Raw genomic sequence first — 25,392 nt, forward strand, 5'->3', positions numbered from 1 at the left:
TCGGGAGTTATCTGGCGAACAACTATGCGGCCAATACGATGTTTATCACCCGTCTGCATGACCGTCTGGGTGAAACTCAGTATACCGATATGCTGACTGGCGAAGAAAAAGTCACCAGTATGTGGATGCGTAACGTAGGGGGCCATAATCGCTTTACTGACGGCAGCGGGCAGTTGAAAACCAACGCTAACCGTTATGTTTTGCAGTTAGGCGGCGACCTGGCGCAGTGGAGCAGCGACGGCCTCGATCGCTGGCATCTGGGTGCCATGGCGGGTTATGCCAACCAGAAAAGTAAAACCCGTAACAGTTACACTGGCTATTCGTCTCGTGGACAGGTAGATGGTTACAGCGTCGGTCTGTATGCCACCTGGTATGCCAATGAAGCGGATAAGACCGGGACCTATCTGGATAGCTGGGTACTGTATAACTGGTTTGATAACACCGTTAGCGGCGAACATCTGGCCAGCGAAAACTACAAATCCGACGGTATCACGGCGTCTGTTGAAGGGGGTTATAGCTTCCTGGTCAGGGAAAGTGAAAATAAAACCTACTGGCTCCAACCGAAAGCGCAGGTTATCTGGATGGACGTGCAGGCCGATTCACATCGTGAGCACAACGGGACGGTGGTTAAAGACAAAACTGACGGCAACCTGATGACTCGCCTCGGCGTCCGTGCTTACCTGAAATGTCATGCGGAGAAAGATACCGATAAAGGCCGTGATTTCCAGCCGTTCATTGAAGCGAACTGGATCCACAACACCAATAACCAGACCGTACAGATGGGCTCCATCAAGGATGACATCAGCGGGACACGTAACATTGGTGAGCTGAAAGTGGGTATTGAAGGGCAAATTAACCCACGTCTGCTGGTATGGGGTAACGTTGCTCAACAGGTGGGTGGCAACAGTTACAGTGATACTTCTGCAATGCTCGGGGTGAAATACAGCTTCTGATAAATCGATTGCTGTCACGCCAGGACCAAGCGGAACTTTAACCGTATCCACTTTTTTATCAATCTTAAACCACCTCCTCTGGAGGTGGTGATCATTTATTTAAATATCCTTCATGCTATGGAATGCTTAATATTCTTGCCGGTTTTTTTCTGTCATTTTCTCAATAAGCTCAAAAGACACACCAAGTTCACGAAGCATTGGAGACTCTGGCCTCGAATCCGTCCCTGTGTCAACGCAGGATTTATGACAGTTTGTGGCAGACGATCTTCGGGACTTTCAGGAAATAAATAATGTTTATAGAAACAGAACGGTGCCGCACAATTAAACTTTACTTCAAATATGGCAGAAAGTTTGCCCACTCACTCTGTGGGCTGGGTTATCTATCTGTCCTCTCCGTTTCGTGCAAATGATGTTCACCGGATAATGTAGCATGTAAATTGTTCTTCGGTAGGTAAAAAACTGAGATGTATTATGGTCACGAGTGGTTTGATGTAACACCTGAAGACTCCCAGCTATATGTTGATGCTAACCCACCACAGCGATTAAACAGTTTTTTCACAGCCATCAGGTCATGAAGTTAACTATCCGGGTAGAAAAATCAATTTTTCAGACCGTAGATTCATCCTAATCCCAGACATCAGAGGTCAACGGGTTTTACCGGACTTAATTATTGTCGCCTGATACCAGGTATTCCTCCATATCTAGACAGTATCTGTCTTCCAGGATGGAGCCGATAATTTCCCTCGTTTCAAGAACCACCACCATCTCTGCTAATAACTGTTTCAGTTCATCTTTACGACGTTTATTCTCTACATGTAAAATCGCGTCAAAATACTCCATATAATCCACTCCCTGCGGTTAAGGACTGATTGCTGGCTGATTAAACTTATGAACAGCCAACAGGTAAAAAACAGTCCATTTAGCGTAATACACAGGATGAGGAAACAACAATGTCCCATCTTGTGCTGACCAGTGTTATCCACTGAATAAAATAATAATAAAAAACAATTCAGGATCTGAAGCAGATCAAAAAAAGAATAAGGATTAGCTCAGTCAGTTATACACGGTGCATCAACCATACTCGTTTTTTTGGGGATAAGTGAGGGCGCACAAATCATACAATTAGAACATGACTTCACCAGACAACTGTTAAGACCATACAGACCTCTTGTCTTACTGGTAATGCGTCCGGTTTAAAAGGGACGACTGAAGTCACTCAGGCAACTGACTTCAGGGAAACATCTGAATTCTGCATAACGGGCACAGAACCCGTAGGATAATTAATCATTGAAGAGGGTTCCCGGCTGGTTTTTAACGTTACTGATGATTGTCTATCCGTTTTTGTTTCACACTTTGCATTGCTTACTTGTATGTACTGTCTTTTATGCTTTCCGCTGAAAGACATTTTTTTGTCGACAATACAGTATTAGTCCTGTAGCAGAGCATAACGCTTACGATGGAATCCACCACGACAATAAAGACACACTGCTGATGTTTATTCATGCCTGCCATCGTAGTGCAGGCTTTTTTTAATAAAGTACCTGCTTTATGACCTGCCACCATTCCGTTACTGCAGTATGCCAGCGATTCATATCATGATGGTTCATTTCTGGTACTGTCAGGTTAATAAATTTATCACTCTGTCATTTTTTAATACTCATCCTGACTGTTAATCGACTTTCCCTGGTGTCAGGTGGATTGTTCCTGTGCAAATGTCATCACGTGAGGATATCGGCTTATATCTTTGATATGATATAATATATAAAAAGAGTACAAACAACAGGTAGTCCAGAGATGTCAGGAAATATGGCAGGATGAAAAGGTAAGTCAGTGGTGAATAAAAGGGTGAGAAAAAGGAATGGTAAAGGTGGCTGTCACATAGAGTAAATTTATGTTGACCTGACCTGAGCCAGTGATACGCAGTTATAATTTCAACAGGTGGGATTTACGTGAGCTTCCGATGAACTCACGAATTAACTAACAAAAAACTGAGTTACCAGAAGTCTGATAACTCAGAGAGAGTTAGTATATTTGTTTTTTAGACATAATGTCTATTATTTGTATATCTGTCTGTTTCATTGAACGGCTGGCAAGTGCACACAGATTTAAGATGGTCTGTTCTACATCGTCCGTTACAATGCCATCAGAAGCGCTGACAGTAGTATTATCAAGGGCCAGCATAACAGCTTTCCATGCAGATGAAACTGCAGTTGAAACCTTCATGGCACAACTGTCTGATGCACCATCGCAAATCACACCGCTGACATCACCCACCATACTGCTTACTGCCATTGCTATTGTTTCATACCTGCCATCAATTAACCAGGCAATCCCTGCTGCGGCACCCATTGCAGCAGTATTTGCAGCACAGAGTGCAGATAACCTCGGATACTTACTATGAATATAGATAGCAGCAAGGTGAGAAAGTATTAAAGCTCTGGCCAACTGCTCCTCATCACTGTTAAGTACATCAGACATTACAACGACAGGCATTGTAGCCGTTATTCCCTGATTGCCTGAACCATAATTACTCATGGCTGGCAGCATCGCGCCACCCATTCTGGCATCAGAAGCTGCTGTAGTACGTATAATCATTTCAGATAAGACATTTTTAGCCATAAAACCAACTGCATATTGTTTTTGCAGTGTGGCTCCAATATGCATTCCCCATTTCCCTGACAAGCCTTCGCGTGATAAAGCATCGTTTAATCTTGCTGCCTCAAGGATAAAGCTTATATCGGAGAATGGACAGTTTTCCGCAAAGTAAACAATTTCACGTAATGATGATTGCGAAAGAATAACATCCGGCACATCATTCCCATCAGGAGCCTCTTCATTCAGAAAATATATAATCTCGCCCTGGCAATTAATTTCAACAATTCTTGTATGTTCTCCTGATATTGTCACACTAACCCAGTCATCAGCGGAGCTAACTATGGCTCTTGCGTAAATGGCCTCCTCACTGTTTTCAGCAAGATTCACATGAACCTTTCCATGCTCAAGCATTTTTTTAGCATCAATAATATCATCGGATGTAACCTCTTTAAGGACTTCAAGTCCCGCGCTGGCATTCCCCCCCGTGACGCCAAGTGCAGCAGCGACAGGTAAACCCACCATTCCCGTCCCAGGAATTGTCACTCCCATACCATTTTTCATAAGATTAGGAGAAACCCATGCTTCAACCATTTCCACTTTTTTGTTCAAATAAAAGGCTGCTGTCGCAGCAGCCAGTGCAAGGGATACTGGTTCAGTACATCCCAGCGCCGGTTTCACCTCTGATTTCAGTATACGAATAAAATTTTTCCAGAGAGGTTCCAGTTCTTCAACAGACATTATATTTCCCTCCAGTATTATCAGGAGAATGCAAGGAACGGTGATACACATAACAGTAACCCAGTGATAATAACAATCATCAGAGCAGTTCCTTTGTACTTATGCAGAGCAGGGACATGATAAACAAGCCAGGCAGGGATAAGACAACCAATCAGGCCAAAAATTGGACTACAAATAGATGTAAAACTCAGTACAGGGGCATTCATAACAATGGCTCCCCAGCAAAGCAGGATGGCAAAAATCATAATACCGCGTTGTACATATTTTTCGTTAATCTTATCTGCAGGAATTTTTCTGCGTAACAGATTAATGACTATACCCTGAGTAGCATCGCGAAAACCAAGATATACACCAAAAAATGCAGTCATTACAGCAAATATATTAAGGATTACACTCACGAATTTTACCCATGCACCGGAACCATCACCACCAATAAACTGAGCGGCAATAGCCAGTGCAGAGACATTTTGCTCATAAGCTTTTACTGCTTCATCGCGTCCCATTGCCAGTGTAAATGAAACGGCATAGAAGAAAACCACGACAAACAAAATACAAAAAGCAATGTTCATTGCCCGCATGGCTTTATATCGTGCGATTTCAACAGATTTTTCCCTTGAACGGTATGAGATAACCATCGGGCTCAGTGTCTGGATAAATAAAATCGATGTCAGTGTAAATGGTAGTGTAATAATGGCGTTTTTTATGAGCAAACCGACAGGTGGCAATGCACTGATATTATAAAGGCGCCATAATCCGATCATTGATACCCCAAGGGCAGCGACAACTAACAACTTAGTCAGCACCATAAAGCTTGAAACTTTAAACAATAACTTCTCACCTCGTGAGGAGATAGCCACCAGAACGCAGATAAGGAACAAACCATAGAAAGGGCTATCGGATAACAATCCTTCTGTCACACCAAATGTGTGCAGATATGATGCACTGTCATTAGTGATTGCCGTTGAATATACAAACATCCAGATAACAATCATGATAAAATAAAGAATACCAAGTAAAACCCCCCAGTTTTTTCCAAGATAACCACTAATCACACCAGGATAGTCTTTACACTCCGGAGATTCTGCAAGGGTATTAATAAAAAGTCGCTGGAAAAGATACATTGCAGGATATCCTATAATGGAGGATAACAAAAATACCCATAGTCCCATTAAACCCACCTGTACTGGCAAAAAAACGATCCCTGCACCAATTGCCATGCCAATACTCATAATTACCCAACCGATATCTGTACTATCAAACTTTGTAGCCTCCTTCCACTCGTTTTTTGTCATTGAGGCTCTTGTCCCTGCATCAACATGGCTTATTTCTGATTTTATGTCCATAATACTCTCCATAACGCTATTTGTGATAGCGCCAATAATTATTTATCATTTATCGCGATGGATGAATACCTAGCAGGTGTTATATTTTACTAATATAAATAATACTTTTTAAAGATAAAAACATAACATTATAATATGAGACAAATCCACTTAAAGAGAAAATATTTCTTCATAAAGATTAAAAATACAACTATTTTTCTCATACTATGATATTGTGATCTCCTCCCTGAAAACAGTGCCAGGCTAAACTTAAGTCTCCGGTCTTTCTTCCTTCTCACAGAGAGGCACATCGCCATGAAAAAGACCCGCTATACCGAAGAACAGATTGCATTTGCACTGAAGCAGGCTGAAACCGGCACCCGCGTCGGGGAAGTCTGCCGAAAGATGGGCATATCTGAAGCCACTTTTTACATCTATGGACTACCTCCGTTTTGCAAGCACTGATTCTGGTTTTGGGTTGTTGCTTACATCTATCCGGCATCAGGAAAACCTGTGCCTAAATGGGTAATCCGCACACAATCACCTCAACAACTGGACGGCCTTTGAGGCCAGTATAAAAATCAGGTTCCGATTGTGCAGGTGCAACCTGTCACCATTTCTCAGTACACTGCAACTTTTCTGGCTGGGAATTAACTTCCAACTGTCTGATACTCTGTATCATTTCTCAGCATCGACCAGATTATTCTCGCGTTCTTATTAGCAACCGCCACGGTTGTTTTATTAAACCAGCGCCGTTCCTTCAACTGGTTAACCCACTGATTCAGATAACTGTCATTATTATTCGTGGCAACTCTGACGACAGCACGGGCACCATGAATAAACAGAGTCCGCAGATGCTTGTCGCCTTTCTTCGTCATGTTCATGAGCACCTGTCTGTCCCCACTCGAGTACTGACGCAGAACAAGGCCAAGCCAGGCTGCAAAGTGACGACCATTCTTAAATTCAGTTCCTTTGCCAATCGCGGCAACGACGGCAGTGGCCGTTTTTGGGCCGATACCCTTAACTTTGGCAATACGCTGGCAGGTTTCGGATTGCCTGAACACAACATCTATTTCGTTATCAAAAAAATGTATACGGCGCTCAAGATCGTTAAAGAGATCATAGAGCTCTGCAATCGTTCTGCGCATACGGGCACTTAACCCATTTTCTGCATCCTCAAGGATCAGCGGAACGGCACGACGAACTCTTGAAACTGCCGCGCCAATTGTTATTCCCCGGTCAAGCAGCAGTCCCCTAATTTGACAGACGGTCGCAGTACGATGATTGACAATACGCTGCCTTGCCCGGTGCAAAGCCTGAATATCCTGTTGCTCCGGGCTTTTCGGCGGGACAAATTGCATTGTTGGCTGCATCAGAGCCACGGCTATAGCCTGTGCATCATTGCCATCATTTTTTTGCCCGCGGACAAAGGGTTTTACATACTGAGGACTGATGACCTTTACTTTATGTCCCAGTTTTTCAAACTCACGCTGCCAGTAAAATGCGTCTGTTGATGCTTCGACACCAATCAGGCAGGCCGGAATATTCGCCACCGTCTGGAGTAATTCTTTTCGCCCGGTACGTTTTGAATAAACCGGCCTACCGGCCTAGTTTAACCCGCAGAGCTGAAAGACATTTTTAGCCAGATCAATACCCAGAAATACGATATTCATGGTGATTCTCCTACTGAGCACATTTCGTACAGTTAACCGCAGGGGAAGGAGGTAGTCCATCCCATTAACTGGAAGAAGAAATTCGCCGGTCTGGGCGTAACGGAACTGCGGCGTCTGCGGCAACTGGAGGATGAAAATCAGCGGCTGAAAAAACTGGTGGCTGACCTGAGTCTGGACAAGGAGATGCTGCAGGAGGTACTGAAGCAAAAGTTCTGAGGCCGGATCAGAAGCGTCAGGCGGTGCATTTTCTGTGGGAGACTTACCGTATCAGTGTCCGACGGAGATGTGGACTGCTGATGCAGACTAGAACCGTTTACCACTGGCAGAGTCGGCAGGATGATTGGGCGATAACCCTGCGCATCAGGGAAATAGCGGAAACCCGGATCCGCTACGGTTGCCCGCGTATTCATATTCAGTTACGACGGGAAGGCTGGCCTGTTAACCACAAGAAAACACACAGGATCTATTGTCTGGATGGTCTGAACTTGCGGAGAAAACGTCCGCGCAGGCATGCCAGTGCAGCACATTCGTCAGCGACGTCCCGTCCTGGCCGGTGTCGATCAGTGCTGGAGTATGGATTTCGTGTCGGATAACCTGTTTAACGGACGACGTTTCCGGGCGCTGACTGTAGTCGATAATTTTAGTCGGGAATGTCTGGCGATCCATGCCGGAAAGTCGCTGAAAGGTGAGGATGTGGTCGGTGTGATGGAAGGGTTGCGGGTGCTGGGCAAGCGCCTGCCGGTACGTATTCAGACAGATAACGGCAGCGAGTTTATTTCGAAAAGTCTGGATAAATGGGCGTATGAGCACAGTGTCACAATGGACTTCTCCCGCCCCGGAAAACCAACGGATAACCCGTTTATTGAATCATTTAACGGAAGTATGCTGGATGAATGCCTGAACATTCACTGGTTCCTCACGCTGGAAGATGCGCAGGACAGACTCGACAACTGGCGCAGGGAATACAATCATGAGAGAACGCATTCATCATTAAATGACATGACTCCGGCTGAATTCATCCGAAGTCTCCGGAAAGACGAAGATCTCTGATTTAGCACTGCACTGAATTTGGGCCAGGGTCATATTTTTTGTTGGTTTATATTTTAAAATGGATCTTATTCTTCATGTTCATACTTCTCCAGTATTCGTTAGTTGTTTCGGTATAGAATCTCCAGTGCGTCGCTGTACGACCCACCGACGGAGTTCATTAATATACTCACTACTATCAGACTCTTCCTTTACCCGTTGATTGGTTTCATCATTGGTTGTAGATGTGTTGCTGTGGAATCTGACATGTTCACCATTGATGCTTATAACACGCAAGGCTCTGCATTTGCATTTACCACCACGTGGTGAAGGTATTAAAAAAAGTTCAGACTCTACAGCTTTAGACCCCTGATCGGTAATATATTCAAGTAGGTCGCTGGCACGTCTGAGACTGATGTTGAATGTGAGGCGAACATCTTTAACAGTAATAGGGCTACCTTTTAATAGCGCCCAATAAGCGACTAGCATGTAAAGAGGGAGGTTTAAATACTTCTCACCATGAAGTGCGGATGGTGTCTGGTAAGGCTTAAGTTTTCGTGAGTATTGCACTAATCTTTTGCTGGACATTTTTGATACCTTGTTTGTCTAAGGACAAAAAGTTCCTCGATCTGAACATAACATAAGAGCATCTAAGATATAGTATAAACTGTCATTCGTGACTGTAAGAATACTATTTTCCGTATCATTTATAGCTTATTCCTATATAAATGCAACATTATCTTATTTATGTAATTTCATGAGCATGTAAGAAACATATGCAGAATATTATGAGTGATTTTGTTTCTCTTATTTTTAATTATCCAGATAATTTAAAAAATCATCATTACGTATATTCATATATGACACACAAAAAAATAATCAGGAATGTGATATTGCAGAGCCATTGCAACATTCCAGCTTTACTATATTAAAACAAAAAGAGCGACCCAGTGGTTGGTGAATAACGTGCCTTAGTACTCCTCACAATCAAAACATAATTGTAAAAACAGAGCTGCATTAAAAGTGAATGCCTGTTTTTTATTATTCATGTAAAGAATCAATAACATATATGAGTATAAATCCCACTACACAATGATAAAATCCTAATGATAAGTTTTTTCTCTCATCATGAGATGCATTAAATTCATATTTACATTTATTTTACTTGTTGTTTTTTAACTAATCTTAATATATATTACTATACGCAATGATTATTATAAGTAAAATATTAAAAAAGAATCTATTCATGAAGTCAGATGGTTATTAGGATACTGTATTTCGTTTTCTTACAACTTAAAGTTTAGCGAAAACTTGAAAGAAAAATGATGCTGTTAGTATATGCTTAGTGTAATTAAAACGATAATGGAAAGAATATAAGCTATATTATAAATGTAGTGTTAAACCAGTATTGAGGATAACTAGCATGCACACATTTCTGGGTAAAATGAAGCTCGAATGGGAGGCGATGATTTCGCGTACGGACGCAAGTGTACTGATTCTCTCTAAGGAACTTGCCATTGCGAATGCAGCAGACATGAGTCAGCGTTTCTACGATACTGTTCTGACTGACCCTCAGGCTGAAGAATTCCTGACAAATGAACAGGTTGAGCGACACCTGAAAAAAGCACTTGAACTGTGGGTTATTGAGGTTTTATCAGGCAGTACTGAAAGTGTGGATCGTCTTATTGCGATGCAGCAGCATGTTGGTGAGATGCATGCAAGGATTGGGATTCCGGTGCAGGTGGTTGAGATGGGCGCGCGCGTACTGAAGAAATTTCTTTCACCACTCATTGATAACATGGAGTGCTCAGCAGAAGAAAAATTTAAGCTTCTGAATTTTACTACGGAAAGTATAGATATGGCCATGGAGGTGATGTCAAGAGCATTTTCATTCAGTGACAATCAGTCATCAAGGGAGGATGAGAATTATCGTGTTTTTTCTCTGCTTGAAAACGCAGAAGAAGAGAAAGAAAGACAGATATCCAGTTTTTTGTCATGGGAAATAGATATTATTTATAAAGTGATGCTGGATGCAGAAGTATGTGACATTCAATCTTTTAGCCGGTCAGAATTTGGACTTTGGTTTAATCATAAAGGCAGGCATTACTTTAGCGGCTTAACTGGTGTGGGTTATATTTCAAAACTAATGCTTGAACTGGATGACCTTGTCCGTAATATAAAAAAAGAGTCTGCATCTCCATCAAAAAGACAAAAACGCATCAGTTATACGCTCCAGATGCGGAACTGTTTGTCTCAGATAAAAACATTGTTGCGTGACCTTTTTGACGATGTTTCTCGCCATGAGATTGGAATGGATGTTCTGACAAGACTCCTTAACCGTCGTTTTCTTCCTACCATATTTAAACGTGAAATTGCGCATGCGAACAGAACTGGCACACCTCTGTCTGTCATGATTATTGATATTGATTTCTTTAAAGAAATTAATGATGGACATGGACACAATACTGGAGACGAACTTCTGAGAAAAGTATCACAGGCATTTTATGACAGCGTCAGAAGCAGTGATTATGTGTTTCGTTATGGTGGTGATGAGTTTCTCATTGTACTGACAGAAGCCTCAGAACAAGAAACATTGCGAATGGCGGAGCGCATTCGTAACCGCGTTGAAAAACAGACAGTAAACACTCAGGATGGCGGTATGCTGTCGGTATCACTCTCTATTGGTGTAGCGATGTTTAGCGGGCATCCAGATTATGAAAGATTGATACAGTCAGCAGATGAGGCCCTGTACCGGGCTAAATCACTTGGGCGTAACAGGGTTGAAATATGGAAAAGCCAGTAACATGTTGACGTATACCTCAAAAATTTATTCGTTATATGAAACCTGTACACTGATGCGAGGAATCGGGGTGATGTATGAAACCAGTCAGCATACTGAAGGATGCAAACCATATTTTATTTCCTGCTCTGGAGCAATCCATTATAGCTGTTATGCTGGTTGATGAGAGAAACAGAGTCATATTCTTCAATCAGGCGGCTGAAAAACTGTGGGGCTGGTCACGTGAAGAGGTTATTGGTCAGGATATGAAAATCCTGCTGCCAAAACAATTACAGCGTGAGCACCGGGATCGGGTACAACGTCATCGTATCGGGATGGAGTCCCATGTTGTTGGTATGAACAGGGAGTTACAACTTGAGCGTAAAGACGGAAATACAGTATGGACTGTTTTTTCGCTTTCCAGAGTGGATGTCAGTAATCGTATCTATTACATGGCTATGGCCAGAGATGTCAGCGATGAAGTTGCGCGGAGGGAGCAAAATCACCTGCTGTTACTGGCGGTCAGTCACACGGAGCATCCGATTATTGTCCTTGGTTCTCAGCGGCAGATACTTCAGGTTAATAAAGCATTCACGACACTTACAGACCTCCGCGCCCATGATGTTATCGGAAAGAAACCAGACGTACTGTTGCCTGAATATAAGAAATACAAAAATATCAGAGATCGTCTTCTCCGGTTGATGAAGCAGGGTGACTGGTTTCAGGAGGATATACCTGTCCGTTGTGCGAATAATTCAGTTGTATGGTTCTCTGCACAGATGGATCCTATTCTTGATGAGACAGGGAAGTTAAACAACCTGGTGATGACACTTACCGACATTACCATGGAGCGTGAAATCCGTGAGTATGAAAAAGATATTCTGGCTATTATGATAAGCAGCCTTTCCCTGTCAGAAACAGGTGATGCAATCTGTCGGCGTATAGAGTTCCTTATCCAGGGATGTTCAGCCTCTCTGTATTATTATTCCGGTGGGCAATTATTCTTATGGGGGTCACCGGTTTCAGCCGATAGCCAATATGTGTCTGAAAGAAATCTGACGCAGGGAAAGAAAACGTGGACACTTCGCTCACATAATGGTCAGTTGCGGGGGAAGCTAACGCTGCGGTTCAGCAACGATATGCAATCCGGTATATACGGTGCCAGGATTGCTGAAATCAGTGCTCATCTGTGTGTTATTGCGCTGGAACAAGAAGACAAGCGACAACAGATAGAACGTCTGATACAGACTGATTCGCTCACAGGGTTACCAAACAGAACCAGTCTCAATCATTATATCGATCGTTTATTTGAGAGTTCATCTTTAAAAGAACTCTCGGCCTTCAGTCTGTGTATAGATAACTTCTGAGAAATCAATGATAACATGGGATATGCTGTTGCTGACCAGTTGCTTTTACTTATGGTTATACGGCTACAGTCTGCCCTTGAACCTGGATCTTTTCTGAGCAGAACTGAAGGGCTCCAGTTTATTCTGGTTGTGCCTGAATGTAGTATCATAATGTCTTCACAGATAGCGCAGGAACTGGAAAAAATAGCGGCAAAACCTGTAGTGCTTGAGGGGCACACGTTTAGTTTCACATTCAGCATCGGGATCAGTCATTACCCGGAATGTGTGAAGGACGATTTGTTATCCGGAGCAAGGATATCTATGGAGCATATCCGTGCGTCAGGAGGAAATGGCTGGCAGTTTTTCAGCCATGAGACCGATCGTATGGTCAGGGAACGGATTATGATGAAACGGGCGCTGAGAGAGGCGATTGAAGAAAGTCAACTGAGGCTGGAATATCAGCCTCAGATTTTTGCTGGAAATAACATGATTTACGGATTTGAGGCGCTGGCCCGCTGGCATTCTCCAGAGTATGGCGAAGTCCCTCCAGATATATTCATTTCCCTGGCTGAAGAGACCGGAGATATTAAAATGCCGGGAGAATGGGTGCTCAGAGAGGCTTGCAGACAAATGGCAGAATGGATTCTGAACGATGCGGGTGTTTGCTCTGTGTCAGTTAACCTGTCTGCCATTAATTTCTGTTGCCCTTATCTGCCTTCAATTATTGCCGGACTTCTGAAGGAATACAATCTGCAGGGTAATATGCTGACGATTGAAATAACTGAAAGTGCCATGCTGGAGTTTGATAGCGATGTACTGAAACGTATTCATGACATACGTGGATTGGGAGTGAGACTGGCTGCTGATGATTTTGGTACAGGTTATTCAAGCCTTTCACGTCTGTCAGGGTTGCCTGTTACAGAGCTGAAGATAGACAAGAGTTTTATCGACAGATTTCTGACAGAAGAAAAGGTTGCAGTTCTTGTGAAAGCTATCGCAGGAATTGGTAAGAGTATGGGTATGTCTGTTGTTGCAGAAGGTGTGGAGACGAAAGAACAATATGACCTGCTGAAAATGAAAGGATGTTCAGAAATTATTATTCAGGGATACTATTTTTCTCGACCACTACCTGCCAGGAGCGTTGCTGACTGGCTGGTTAAATATTCAGCAACTGAGTACTAAATATTTTACAGGTTAATCTAATTCAATTTGAAAATGACATCTGGCCGGTTCTGGTCTCGCTGATATTTTTTCGACTGCATCAGTCATGATGTACCCTGGGATTTTCTGAATCCAATGTCATGTCGTCACATATTTTCACAAAAGAACCTTGGTGTTCCTGCAATTGAGAACATGAATCCTGAGTTTTTTTGCCATGAAATTGTATAGGTGACTTTACTGTTTTCTGCTGAATAGAATGCAGGGAATGTTCTCTGGATTTCATCATTCCCGAGGGACTCTCCCTTTAGTATCCTGATATATCTGGAGGTCAATATGAAATTATCATTATTCTTCACATAACTAAAATGTATATTTCTGTTTATTATTCCTTTATTTACTCCGTCTAAAAACTGAACACCTTCGATGTGAACCACTCCGGATGCATTATTGTCAAAAATGAAATTTAAGGTAATATGCTGCGTTACCATCCCCTGCACGTAAACCATTCTTGTAATACATGAAATATTGTTTTCTTTATTCTTATCTTTAATCATTACAAAAACAATTAGAGTTATAAAAATCGAAAAAATCAAAATGGCAATGAAGATTGAATTCGATTTTATTGTATTTACGCCAATTTTAATCATTATTCACCACCACGATAAAGTATTGAAATGCAACTAATTTTTTTGCTGTCAAATGGTTTATTACATCCAATGATAGACCGTGATGGAGTATATTTATACGATGTCATATATACCCACGGAAATACCTTGCATTTAAAATCCAAGCCTGTTGATGCAATCTCATTTCTCCAGTTAATATCAGCAGTATTGATATTGTGATAAAAAAAACACCCATCCTGCTTGCCGACAAACTCATAACTGGAAAAGAAGTTTCCATCTATTTTTAAATAAAAATGGTAAATTATAAAAATAAAAATAAGTACTGAAGTAACTACGAAAATAAAAAGTTTATATGATATTTCTCTGATGGGAGACTCTTCATTTTTAGAAGTTACTTTATGAGACAATTGGATACTATGATCACTAATATCAACAGAATTTATTTCTTTAACTTCATTATGCTCCGGGATCTGAAAGCCTTTTTTTGGTACAGTGACAATAATGTTTTCATCCTGTGATAATGTTTTTAACCCTCGACGGATTGACGCAATATTTTGGTAAAGTGTATTAGGTGGAACAAGCATTCCCTCACCTTCCCATACAACTTTATAAATATCATTCTGTGGTACGATTTCTGGCGTTTTCTGTAACAACAATAAAAAACAACGCGATGCAGGTACTGTCAGTCTGTAATTCACCAGTTGATCAGAGTGCAAAACAAGAAGGCTATCGTCAGGCCAGAATTCAATTTTTTTATTGATGAGGTAACCTTTTTTCATCGTACCACCAGAAAAATCTTTAGGGCGTTGTTTCAAAAAGTGTATACAGAGATTGAGTACGCCATATTGTAAATATGCAGTATAGTTAATGATATCTCAATTTGCATTCTATATCCATATGGACCCGCTAAAAGGTTCAGACACAACCATCAGTCAGTAATATCGGTTTGTTTATTTCCTGATTCGCCGCTTCTCCACCGAGCTTCAAACTCTGATGGTATATGATAATTATGACGTTGCCAGAATTCGTGATGTCAGCGTTCAGTATGTCCGTCATACGGTCAGCCATATCCGCAGAATTCACATTCATGAAGAGTAGCCCCTGATTTTTGTCAGCGACTGGTTGCCTGAAAGCATTGCCCGAAAATTCACAAGAGAACTGCGCCGACATCATCAGGCCTGCTCTCAGGATGTGGATAAAAAGAACTGAATGAGGGAATCGGATGAACATGCAGAGAAAGTTAAGAACCCTTGTCCTGAATTGCGTTTTTTGATGTTTTTTTCCCTCTATAGTGTTACTTTACACTCAGTAAGCCGTGTCAACTGCACGGGAACTAACGCGAGGTATTTATGGGCAGAACACAACGGGCAACGCAAAGCGTTACCATGACCGTAGAACGCGACTTACTCAGCCGTGCGCGTGAGGCAGGAATAAATCTCAGTGCAGCCCTGACCGCGGCCCTTGACGCAGAACTACGCCAGTACGAAGCCAAAAAGTGGCAGAAGGAAAATAGCGAAGCGCTGAAAGCACTTAACCGCTTTCACGATGAACATGATTGTTTCAGTGATGAGCACAGGACATTTTAAGAATGCAGTTCACTGTATACCGTAACACCGGGAACAGCGCCGTCTATCCCCTGTTGCTTGATGTAACCAGCGATATTATCGGCCAGTTAAACCGCAGGATTGTGATCCCCCTGTTACCTGTTGAGAAGTACCCAGGCAGCACGCGACCGGAACGCCTGGTTCCGCTTGTCAGACTGATCGACGATAACGAATATGCCATCATGACGCACGAGATGGCGAGCATTCCGGTCCGTTCTCTGGGGGCTGTATTTTGCGATGCTTCCCTTTATCGTACAGAGATCAAAGCTGCGATTGATTTTCTTCTTGATGGTATTTAGATGCTCCTTTCGTTTTTGATGACCCACTCTATCAGGCTCTCTGCCGGCAGCGGCGCTGAGAAAAGATAGCCCTGAATAATCGGGCACTGGCGATCCCGAAGAAAATCCAGTTGTGCCTGCGTCTCAACACCTTCAGCCACGATATTCAGCTCCAGATTCTGCCCGATCCCAATCATCGCTTCCGTCAGTGAACGCGTGCATTTGTCGGTAATCATATGGTCGATAAAGCCTTTGTCTATCTTGATTTCCGTCACAGGCAGTCTGGCCAGATTCTGCAGCCCTGAAAATCCTGTACCAAAATCATCAACTGACAACCCCACGCCCAGAGCCCTGATTTTACACAGGTGGGCCCGTACGGTATCGCTCATCTCTATCATGTCGTTTTCGGTCATTTCCAGCGTCAGACATTCGCCGGGTAGCCGGTACCGCTCAAGCAAGGCCCTGAGCCTCGATGGCAAATCTGCTTCCCGGAAATCTTTCGGGGTAAGATTGACCGATACCGAGGGAATAGCCAGTCCCTGCTGACGCCATTCGGCAAGCTGGCGGCAGGCCTCCTGCAGCACCCATTTTCCCAGATTGATGGTCTCACCCATTTTGTCCGCAAGGGCGACAAAACGCGGTGGTGGAACACGCCCAAATACCGGGTCTGTCCAGCGGGCCAGGGCCTCCACGCCGTACAGCTCTCCGGAGTGAGCCCGCACCTGCGGCTGATAGTGCAGCGTCAGCGTTTCGTCCGCGATGGCCTTTTTCAGCGCGACAGCCATCCGTTGTTCTTCGCTTATGTGCCTGTTCGCGTCTGGTTCGAAGAACTGCCAACCATCCCCTCCGTTATCACGCAGACGCTCCATGGCATGGCGTGCTGAGGTCAGAAGCAGATCACGATCCCCCCCCGGATACAGGCTTATCCCGGTACTGATGGTCAGGCTGAACGTGTCTTCATCCAGCGTGACCGGCATTTTCATCAGGCTGACCAGCTCACCGGCAAGTCCGGCGGCCCTGTCCGCATCATAATCCGGCGCAATCAGCACAAACTGTATCCCCTCCGTTCTGCTGATATACTGGTCCGGGCGGAGTATCTGGCGAAGCCGTTCCGCCATGGTGAGCAGCAACTGGTCCGCGATGGCATAGCCGTTCATCTCGTTAAGGTAGCTGAAGCGATCGATACTCATACAGAAGACGGCCAGCCTCCCTGCCGGTTGCTGCTCAAGCAGCCGGTCAAGATGCTGATGAAGGCGGTTTCTGCCGGGCAGGCCTGTCAGGGCATCAAACTGTTTAAGCCGCTCGATTTGCTGACGGCTGGCTTCCTTCTCCATGGCCAGGCTGCAGAAGTGCGTGCAGACATCCGCCACGCGTTCTGTAAAACGTTCACTCCCTGTCTGTTCCACATACTCCAGTACCAGGCTCCCTTCCACACGGCCGGCACCGGTATGGACGGGCCAGCGCCGGCGGAGTCCCGTACCTGACGGGGCAGGGGCTGGGGAGCCTTTAGCCCACAGATGCTGTCTTTTCTGACGTAAATGATACAGTGACGCTCTGGCTCCTGGGAGAACCGCTTCGGCCTGACGGCAGATGACTGCGCCCGTGTCATCAAAGGTCCGCTCGCTGAGCAGCGTGGACAAGATCTCTTTTTCAAGTCCCCTGATCTTCTGGTTTTCCGTGATATCGGTAAACGTCAGCACCCGGTTTTCAAGTTCACCGCGTTCATTGTGAACAGGCGTGGAAGAGATCCTGACCCAGATACTGAGGCCATTTCGGGTCAGGGTGTTCAGTTCATCCACCCTGCGGGTATAACCCTCCAGGAGCTCGTTTAAAAGGGCGTTATTCTCCCGCTCCGTTTTTGCCGCCAGCAGCGCAGCCGGATGCTGACCGATCACCTCTGATTCAGCATAACCGTACAGGGTGCTGAATGCCCGGTTAGCCTGAATGATCTGAGAGGATGAGGAGAGCACCACCACCGGCTGGTCCGTATGGGCCATGGCCATCAGCAACAGACGGTTTTCTTCCTGGCGCTGTACCTCTGCCGTCACATTGCGGGCCATGGCCAGATAGTGTATTTTCCCCTCCACCTCAGCCCGGGACAGGGCAAAACTGGCCCAGATACGGCTGCCGTCGCGTCTTTCAAGCTGCAACTGGCGGTTCATTCCGACAACCCTGTCCTGCCCTCCCTGCCGGTTGTATCGGATAAACGACACATGGTTACCTTTCAGTTCCCCGGGAACCAGCATGTTCACGCTGTTCCCCAGCACTTCCTCCCGGGGGTACCCCCAGAGATACTCAGCGGCTTCATTGAAAAACTGTACACGATCGCCATCATCAATAAGCACAACGGCCATCATGCTCTGCTCAAGCGCCGGAAACAGAATACGCCGTTCCGGGCTGTCAGGATGTTCACCTGCGTTCATCATGCCACTCTCCCTTTTTCACGCTCAGTGTGACGGTGTCCACATTTCCACCCGGTTACGCCCGAGCGCCTTGGCCTGATACAGTGCCTCATCTGCCGCCTGTATCAGACGTTCATAGTCCGGGTGGCCACTGAACATGGCGACACCAATGGACAAGGACGGCACGATGGTTTCTCCGTCAGCAGCCGTCACCGAAATTTTGTTAACCAGCACCCGGATACGCTCTGCAATCTGCCGCGTTTCCTGGGGGGATGCTTCGGTCATCACAATCAGAAACTCATCCCCGCCATAGCGGAAGACATAATCACTGCTGCGCACATTGTTGTAGAACACCTGTGACACCTTACGCAGGATCTCATCGCCCAGATGGTGGCCATGACGGTCGTTAATCTGCTTGAATTTGTCCACGTCAATAACCAGTACAGACAGTTCACCGCCGCTGCGGCTGGCATGCAGGATTTCACGTTTAAAGATGGTTGGCAGAAAACGACGGTTCAGCAGCCGGGTGAGGACATCCATGCCCACTTCGTGGCGGGAGACTTCTTCAAACAGCGCCTTAAGGAAGGTGTTAATCTGCAGCAGCAGGTGCCTGACCTGATGTACCAGACTGACCCGTGACGGACGTTTACTGAGCGCTCTGGGGTTATACCGGGCGTCAGTAATAAGTTCATCCAGCTCCTGTAACAGCTTCGCGATGTACCCCGTTTCCGGCAGACCGCTGAAATAGTGACGGCCTTTATGATTGAACCACAGCCCGAAATCTGCCCGGCTCAGTGGCCTGACACTTTCCAGATCTGCGTCCACCATCACGTTGTAGATAACGTCAGCTTCCCAGGCCAGCAGGCTGGCCGTCTGACGTTCCTTTTCTTCTTCGGCATTTTCCAGCAGAGAAAAAATCCGGTAGTTTTCCTCTTCCCGCGTGGCACTGCTTTCACTGAATGAGAAGACCCTCGACATGATTTCCATCGCCAGGTCGATGCTGACAATGATGAACTGGCAGAGTCCCACCCTGTCTTCCGGGCTGCAGTCCGGCGTCCTGATATGTGAAAAGATAAGTTTTTTCAGGGTGCGGGCGCCCATTTCAACCAACTGGACCGGAATGCCAATCCGGGCATGTACTTCGCCCACGCGCTGCTGAGCGGTGATCATGTTCTCAACCTGTTCAGGCTGACAGGAGAGAATATTTTCGATCCAGCGCACCAGGGCCATCTTGAGGTGTCTTTCAACCTGCTCGTTGGAGAGATAGATTTCTGCTTCGGGATCAGAAAGGACGACGGTATAAAAAGCTTCGCTGAGGGATGCCGCATGCTGGCGTGCCAGTTCAGCAGAGAGCATTCTGACCCGCGGGGAACTCTGTTCTATGAGTGAGGTCCATTCCTGCTTCATTTTACTGATGTAAGTTTTCATATTTTACCTCCATTTAAAACGGGAACGGAGCGTATAAACGGGAATACTGGCTGAATACCGCTCTGTGCCCGCGAGTTACAATTGGTCAATTAACATCCAGAGCTGGTTGCCACGCAACTTCTTTTTACCTCCACAGTGCAGAATCGGTTGCTTAAGTCTACCTCCTGTGGGTAACACCAGAAATGTATACTGTGAATAAAACTGTTCCTGATAATGAGGTGATCCCTGCAGAACTCAGGGAACGGAAGGGGTCCATTGAGGTAGTTACGAGTCAGTTAATCCCGGCACAGATTTCTTCAACTGGCTAGGCTGCATTGCGAAGCGCGAGCAGATTACGGCGAAGAGAATAAACTGCCTGTATCGCTTCACGGCAAAATTCACTATGAAAGAGGGGCCTCCATCTCACCATTTCTTTCTGTGCCGGCAATACAGGTTATCAGTATTATGAAACGCCAGACCCCGGTCTTGTTTCTGAAAAATGTACCATGATGGTAAACAACTCGTCGGAACTGGTGGAGTAGCTTAACGGTGCATTATTTTCTTCCGGCCGACAGGGCCGCTACTGACTGAAGGACAGCATCACGGTAGTTTCAAAAAGCAATTAATAAAAAATCAGCATCAACATCATATACAGAAACATTTTTTGACAAAATGCAACATGACCATAATAATTGTATGGTTATGTGAGTCGATATTGTCCTGTTCTCTGTCCCGTGTCTTGTGGAAGGAATCATATGATGAAAAAGCTCAGTATTGTCAGTCAGGTTGTTGCATTATCTCTTGTCGCATCTGCCGCTTCTTATGCTGCAGGTTCGGGTTCCCGGTCTTCCTCTGGGCACGCAGTCATCCAGGCAGCAGAACCGTTTAAAGCATCTGTTCTTGTTAGTGGACTGGACGCTCCCTGGGATATGCTCTGGGGCCCTGATAACTGGTTGTGGGTGACTGAGCGCAAGGCCGCATCCATTGACCGTATCAACCCACTGACAGGTGAAAAACAGGTTGCCATCACCCTTCAGGGAGTTCATACCGGTCCACAGCATGAAGGTGTGCTTGGACTTGCGTTATCTCAGGATTTCATGAAACCCGGCGGGGATAAGTATGTTTACACCGCTTATACCTATATGGACGGAGAAAACGAATATGCAAAAATTGTCCGACTGGAATACGACGAGAAAACCCACAAACTCGGTAATGAAACAGTAGTACTGGCCGGTTTCCCGGCAGGCAATGACCATAACGGCGGGCGTCTTCGCTTCGGGCCTGACGGAAAACTGTATTACACCATCGGTGAGCAGGGCCATAACCAGGGAGCTAACTTCTGTAAACCGATTGAAGCACAACGTATCCCGACAGAAGCGGAACTGGCTAAAAAAGATTTTTCCTCTTACGCAGGCAAAATCCTGCGCCTGAATACAGATGGTTCCGTGCCGGCTGATAACCCGGTCATCAACGGCGTGAAAAGCCATCTTTTCACTTATGGTCACCGTAACCCGCAGGGTCTGGTCTTTGTCGGCGACACCCTTTACGCCTCCGAACAGGGCCCCTCTTCTGATGATGAACTGAATATTCTGGAGGCGGGAGGTAACTACGGCTGGCCGCATGTGGCCGGATTCCGTGATGACCAGGCTTATGTCTATGCGAATTATTCCGAAGCAAAAAACTGCCCGTCAGTTAAGTGGGACCCTAACCACATACCCGAAGGTGTGCCGGTACAGAAAGAATCCGACTGGAATTCACCTGATTTTAAAGCCCCACTAAAAACCTTTTTCACCGTTAAGGATGGATATACCTTTAACGATAACAGTTGCCCGCCTGACTCATCCTATATATGCTGGCCAACCATTGCGCCGTCCAGTGTGGCATACTATCCGGCGGACGGCGTTATCAAAGGCTGGCGTAATTCCATTCTCATCAGCTCCATGAAAAACGGTGCGCTGTACCGTGTGCTGCTAAATGAGAATAAACAGGATGTTCAGGGCGATGTGGCTAAATATTTCCACACTGCCAACCGTTACCGCATGGTACTGGTCAGTCCGGATACGCGTAAAATATTCGTTGCCACGGATAACTTCGGTAATGTGATGGATGAAAACAACCACCCGACACATGACCTGTCAAATCCTGGCTCCATTCTCGTCTTTGAGTACACCGGTAAATAATTGCCAGAACAGCGGGTTCACCGGTTCAGATAAACCCGCTGTCTTTCTTTGCCTGTTATTCATTATTTTCATCCGCGAATTATAAATTATCCCTTAAAACACATGGATTTTGAGGAGTTGAGCGAGATGGTTCTCGTCAGGGAAGAGACAGCATTATTTTGCGCTCCGTCCTCATTTCCGATTTATGCTGGTCATTTTTTCAGACAATTGCTCACTGAATAACAGCGCACATCATAGATGTAATATGTTATGGCCTGCATCTGACCTCATTTTATCAGGGCGAATACTTAATTCGCGAAGCATCATAAGATGTGACGTGTCGCATGTAATATCATTATATAAAACCTTAAAACACCATACACACATAAATTAAAAGGTTTTTCAGTGTGCTTCCGGGATAATTTCCGCTATCTGGAAAACTGACTCATTTAGCCATCAACAACAGATGCCAGGACAATGCAGGCATGGTCAGAATCTGACGTCAATATGATATATCACCGGAAGTACACAGAGTGTTTGGAACGTTCCAGTGATCTCATCTTTCATTTAAATTTCAGTTCGCTAGCATCGACTTTATCTCAAATCATCCGTTATTGAGGAAGATGATGCAGGAACGGTAAGCGGCTCATCTGAACCGTATTGACGATTAGACGTTGCTAAGGTCGAGTTTCCAGGGAAGCAGATCGCGGACCCGGTTCACCGGCCAGTCCTGTATATGACCGATGACGTAACGCAACCACGTCTCGGGGTCAACGCCGTTAAGCCGGCAGGTGACGAGCAGAGAGTAGAGGATCGCCGCACGTTCTCCGCCTGTATCTGAACCGGCGAACAGCCAGTTTTTCCGGCCCAGGGCTACGCCACGCAGCGCGTTCTCCGCGATGTTGTTGTCGATCTCCGCCCAGCCATTGCTGCAGTACAGGTTTAACGCGTCCCACTGCTTCAGTAGATAGGCGAACGCCTTCGCCGTGTCCGAGTGGCGCGACAGTACCTTCATCTGAACCTGTATCCAGTCGTACAGTGACTGCATTAACGGGATAGTCTGCTCTTTACGTACCGCCAGCCGCTCGTCTGCCGGGCTGCCGCGTATCTCCGCCTCGATGGCATACAGTTTTCCGATACGCTTCAGCGCTTCGGTTGTGATGTCGGTCGGTGTCCGGGCATGCACGTCGTGGATTTTTCGCCGGGCATGGGCCATGCAGGCCGCTTCGGTTATGCGGCCATCTTCGTACAGCGCATTATAACCACCGTAAGCGTCCGCCTGCAGGATACCGCTGTACCCCGCAAGGTGCTGCTGTGGATGTACGCCTTTCCGGTCCGGCGAGTACGCGAACCAGACCGCCGGTGGAAGCTGTGAGCCCGCGTTGCGGTCGTCCCGCACGTATACCCACAGCCGGGCCGTGCGCGTTTTACCGCTGCCCGGCTCCTGTACCGGCACAGGGATATCGTCGGTGTGCACCTTGCCCGGCATCAGCACGTACTGGCGCAGCAGGTCGTACAGCGGCTCCAGCAGTTCGCTCACCGCGCCGGACCAGCGACCCAGCGTGGCGCGACTCAGCTCCACGCCCTGACGATGGTATATCTCTGACTGACGATAGTGAGGCGTGTGCTCTGCGAACTTCGCCGTGACGATGCGCGCCAGCAGGCCGGGGCCCGCATAGCTGCGTTCGATGGGTTTTGACGGCATGGAAGCCTGAACGATGTGGTCACAGCTGCAGCAGGCCAGCTTCGGCCGCTGCGTTTCGATAACCTTAAAGGCGCTGCTGATAAGCTCCAGCTGCTCCGATACGTCGCAGCCCAGCGCGTTGAGTTCGCAGCCGCATGCCGGACAGGTGATTTCTGCCGGCGACAGCGTGAGGGTTTCGCGGGGAAGTGAGGCCGGCAGCGGTTTGCGGGCGGAAGACTGGCGCAGCGGCTGCGGGAGTGCCGGGTCATGCTGCTCGCCCAGCACCTCAGCCATCTCCTCCTGCAGGGCGCTGATGCGCTCCTCTGCCTCGCGCACCTGGCGGGCCGTTTTCTCACGCAGCTTTTCGGAGCTTTTGCCGAACTGCATACGTTGCAGCTTAGCAACCAGCGCCTTCAGGCGGTTGATTTCGCTGGCGTACGCCGCCACCCGCTGTGAGAGCAGACGATTATACTCCGCCATTTTGCGGATGGTGGTCTGCTGCTCCTGCAGCAGCGCCCTGAGCCGGGCGTTTTCATCAGGGTATGAGGTCTCCATAACCCCACTTTACAGCAGGTTATATGCGTATTCCAGGGCGTTCCGTCCGCTGGGGATGCTTCCAGTTAATGCCTTCCAGCAGCATGGACAGTTGCGCCGGCGTCAGATGAACCTTGCCGTCACGGGTCACCGGCCAGACGAAGCGCCCCCGCTCCAGCCGTTTGGTAAACAGGCACAGGCCGTCCCGGTCCGCCCACAGCACCTTTATCATATCGCCCCGCCGCCCGCGGAAGATAAACAGATGGCCGCTGAACGGGTCATCCCGTAACGTGTTCTGCACCCTGGAAGCCAGGCCATTGAAGCCGTTGCGCATGTCCGTGACGCCGGCAACCAGCCAGATGCGTGAGCCTGCAGGGAGTGATATCACCGGCTCCCTCCCTGCATTTCCCGGATGAGCATCTGCAGCAGCTCCGGCGTCAGTTTTCCGCTGATACGAAGCGTTCCTGCGGGCAGAACCAGCTCACAGCAGGGGGCATCGTCGCTCTGAACGGATGGTGGATGAGGCTGTCCGGGGCCTGATTCAGCAGCGAGCGTCACGGGCAACATGACCGGCGCATCTGTCCGCGCAGCCAGCAGCCCCTGCTGATAAAGTCGCCGCCAGTTGAACAGGAGATTGTCGTTAATGTTATTTTCGCGGGCAAGCTGTGCCACGCTGACGCCGGGCTGCATCGACTGCTCCACCATGGCGATTTTGAAGTCGCGGGGGAAGTTGGGACGTCGGGGCCGCTTACGGGCAACAGGGATTTCACCGGGAGCCGGGGTAGAGGCTACAGGAAGGACAGACGATTTTCGGGAGTCCTGCCGGTAAAGTCGTTTATCCAGATTTTTAGCGTTGATCCGTGGCGGCAGAGGCCATGACAGACCGGCCTTCCGGAAGCGGACAAAGAGATCGCAGACGGTGGTTTTGGGGATACCCAGCCTGCGCCCGGCCTCAATACGCGGCAGCTTTTCATCAAAATGGAGGCGAAGCGCCTCAAGGAGCCATGTCCGGTGTTTCACGCGATAGTGTCCATTAAAAATGATGGACACTATTTTCCCGGAACCGGAGCCCGCTGCACAGACGGTCTAAATGTGACGCTTACCA

General features: G+C 46.7%; 18 protein-coding genes and 3 pseudogenes. 9 read left to right on the forward strand and 12 right to left on the reverse strand.

Annotation, left to right across the window (positions count from 1 at the left end; translation table 11 throughout):
- A partial coding sequence (locus AOY24_RS22770) for an autotransporter outer membrane beta-barrel domain-containing protein (protein ID WP_152967231.1) occupies positions 1-953 on the forward strand: 953 nt, incomplete at its 5' end.
- Between the two features lie 663 nt (positions 954-1,616).
- Here AOY24_RS22770 and AOY24_RS25240 read toward each other — a convergent pair.
- The 3 genes from AOY24_RS25240 to AOY24_RS22780 all read right to left on the reverse strand — a co-directional run bounded on the left by AOY24_RS25240 (position 1,617) and on the right by AOY24_RS22780 (position 5,629).
- Positions 1,617-1,793, reverse strand: a complete 177-nt coding sequence (locus tag AOY24_RS25240) for a hypothetical protein (RefSeq protein ID WP_161804600.1) — start codon at positions 1,791-1,793, stop codon at positions 1,617-1,619.
- Positions 1,794-2,975: 1,182 nt separating this feature from the next.
- Positions 2,976-4,286: a serine dehydratase subunit alpha family protein gene (locus AOY24_RS22775; RefSeq protein ID WP_054177423.1), complete on the reverse strand. Its 1,311-nt coding sequence runs from the start codon at positions 4,284-4,286 to the stop codon at positions 2,976-2,978.
- 20 nt (positions 4,287-4,306) lie between these two features.
- A complete protein-coding gene (locus AOY24_RS22780; RefSeq protein WP_152967232.1) occupies positions 4,307-5,629 on the reverse strand; it encodes an amino acid permease in 1,323 nt (440 codons plus the stop codon).
- Between the two features lie 294 nt (positions 5,630-5,923).
- Here AOY24_RS22780 and AOY24_RS22785 point away from each other — a divergent pair.
- Positions 5,924-6,040 (forward strand): annotated as a pseudogene (locus AOY24_RS22785) (transposase); the annotation flags it as partial.
- A 218-nt stretch (positions 6,041-6,258) separates the two neighbouring features.
- Here the strand turns inward: AOY24_RS22785 and AOY24_RS22790 are convergent.
- Positions 6,259-7,281, reverse strand: a pseudogene (locus tag AOY24_RS22790) (IS110 family transposase).
- 66 nt (positions 7,282-7,347) lie between these two features.
- Between AOY24_RS22790 and AOY24_RS22795 the strand changes: the two are divergent.
- Positions 7,348-8,331: pseudogene (locus AOY24_RS22795) on the forward strand (IS3 family transposase); the annotation flags it as partial.
- A 78-nt stretch (positions 8,332-8,409) separates the two neighbouring features.
- Here AOY24_RS22795 and AOY24_RS24385 read toward each other — a convergent pair.
- Positions 8,410-8,895 (reverse strand): CaiF/GrlA family transcriptional regulator, encoded by a 486-nt coding sequence (locus AOY24_RS24385; RefSeq protein WP_072185440.1) that lies wholly within the window; start codon positions 8,893-8,895, stop codon positions 8,410-8,412.
- Between the two features lie 835 nt (positions 8,896-9,730).
- On the opposite strand from AOY24_RS24385, the gene AOY24_RS22800 reads away from it, so the two are divergent.
- From AOY24_RS22800 to AOY24_RS24700, 3 genes are all read left to right on the forward strand, one after another.
- Entirely contained in the window at positions 9,731-11,110 is a 1,380-nt protein-coding gene (locus AOY24_RS22800; RefSeq protein ID WP_054177426.1) for a diguanylate cyclase, read from the forward strand.
- A gap of 74 nt (positions 11,111-11,184) precedes the next feature.
- Positions 11,185-12,453: a PAS domain S-box protein gene (locus AOY24_RS24695; RefSeq protein WP_054177427.1), complete on the forward strand. Its 1,269-nt coding sequence runs from the start codon at positions 11,185-11,187 to the stop codon at positions 12,451-12,453.
- A gap of 3 nt (positions 12,454-12,456) precedes the next feature.
- Positions 12,457-13,614, forward strand: a complete 1,158-nt coding sequence (locus tag AOY24_RS24700; RefSeq protein ID WP_304437839.1) for an EAL domain-containing protein — start codon at positions 12,457-12,459, stop codon at positions 13,612-13,614.
- Positions 13,615-13,739: 125 nt separating this feature from the next.
- On the opposite strand, the gene AOY24_RS22815 is transcribed toward AOY24_RS24700, so the two are convergent.
- Together AOY24_RS22815 and AOY24_RS22820 are read right to left on the reverse strand one after the other, a co-directional pair.
- Positions 13,740-14,240 carry a hypothetical protein gene (locus AOY24_RS22815; RefSeq protein WP_054177429.1) on the reverse strand — a complete coding sequence of 167 codons (501 nt, stop codon included), beginning with the start codon at positions 14,238-14,240 and terminating at the stop codon, positions 13,740-13,742.
- Complete coding sequence (locus AOY24_RS22820; protein WP_054177430.1) at positions 14,240-14,998, reverse strand: winged helix-turn-helix domain-containing protein; 759 nt, start codon at positions 14,996-14,998, stop codon at positions 14,240-14,242. The genes AOY24_RS22815 and AOY24_RS22820 overlap by 1 nt, the downstream gene beginning before the upstream one ends.
- Positions 14,999-15,568: 570 nt before the next feature.
- On the opposite strand from AOY24_RS22820, the gene AOY24_RS22830 reads away from it, so the two are divergent.
- Complete coding sequence (locus tag AOY24_RS22830) at positions 15,569-15,805, forward strand: type II toxin-antitoxin system CcdA family antitoxin (RefSeq protein ID WP_054177432.1); 237 nt, start codon at positions 15,569-15,571, stop codon at positions 15,803-15,805.
- A gap of 2 nt (positions 15,806-15,807) precedes the next feature.
- Entirely contained in the window at positions 15,808-16,122 is a 315-nt protein-coding gene (locus AOY24_RS22835; RefSeq protein ID WP_054177433.1) for a CcdB family protein, read from the forward strand.
- On the opposite strand, the gene dosP is transcribed toward AOY24_RS22835, so the two are convergent.
- Together dosP and AOY24_RS22845 are read right to left on the reverse strand one after the other, a co-directional pair.
- Complete coding sequence (dosP, locus tag AOY24_RS22840) at positions 16,119-18,527, reverse strand: oxygen-sensing cyclic-di-GMP phosphodiesterase DosP (protein ID WP_054177434.1); 2,409 nt, start codon at positions 18,525-18,527, stop codon at positions 16,119-16,121. The two genes, AOY24_RS22835 and dosP, sit on opposite strands and share 4 nt — an antisense overlap.
- A gap of 21 nt (positions 18,528-18,548) precedes the next feature.
- Positions 18,549-19,931 (reverse strand): diguanylate cyclase, encoded by a 1,383-nt coding sequence (locus AOY24_RS22845; protein ID WP_054177435.1) that lies wholly within the window; start codon positions 19,929-19,931, stop codon positions 18,549-18,551.
- A gap of 737 nt (positions 19,932-20,668) precedes the next feature.
- Between AOY24_RS22845 and AOY24_RS22850 the strand changes: the two genes are divergently transcribed.
- Complete coding sequence (locus AOY24_RS22850) at positions 20,669-22,090, forward strand: glucose/sorbosone family PQQ-dependent dehydrogenase (RefSeq protein WP_054177438.1); 1,422 nt, start codon at positions 20,669-20,671, stop codon at positions 22,088-22,090.
- A gap of 646 nt (positions 22,091-22,736) precedes the next feature.
- Here AOY24_RS22850 and AOY24_RS22855 read toward each other — a convergent pair.
- Genes AOY24_RS22855 through tnpA form a run of 3 tightly spaced genes read right to left on the reverse strand, consistent with a single transcriptional unit; the run spans position 22,737 to position 25,337 of the window.
- Complete coding sequence (locus tag AOY24_RS22855; RefSeq protein ID WP_054177436.1) at positions 22,737-24,308, reverse strand: IS66 family transposase; 1,572 nt, start codon at positions 24,306-24,308, stop codon at positions 22,737-22,739.
- Positions 24,309-24,327: 19 nt separating this feature from the next.
- Positions 24,328-24,675: an IS66 family insertion sequence element accessory protein TnpB gene (gene tnpB, locus AOY24_RS22860; RefSeq protein ID WP_043143335.1), complete on the reverse strand. Its 348-nt coding sequence runs from the start codon at positions 24,673-24,675 to the stop codon at positions 24,328-24,330.
- Positions 24,672-25,337, reverse strand: coding sequence for an IS66-like element accessory protein TnpA (gene tnpA / locus AOY24_RS22865; protein WP_054177437.1), 666 nt, complete (start codon positions 25,335-25,337; stop codon positions 24,672-24,674). The genes tnpB and tnpA overlap by 4 nt, the downstream gene beginning before the upstream one ends.
- Positions 25,338-25,392 lie beyond the last annotated feature (55 nt).

The sequence above is a fragment of the Citrobacter sp. CtB7.12 genome, from assembly GCF_001297795.1.
GTDB classification, from domain to species: domain Bacteria; phylum Pseudomonadota; class Gammaproteobacteria; order Enterobacterales; family Enterobacteriaceae; genus Citrobacter_A; species Citrobacter_A amalonaticus.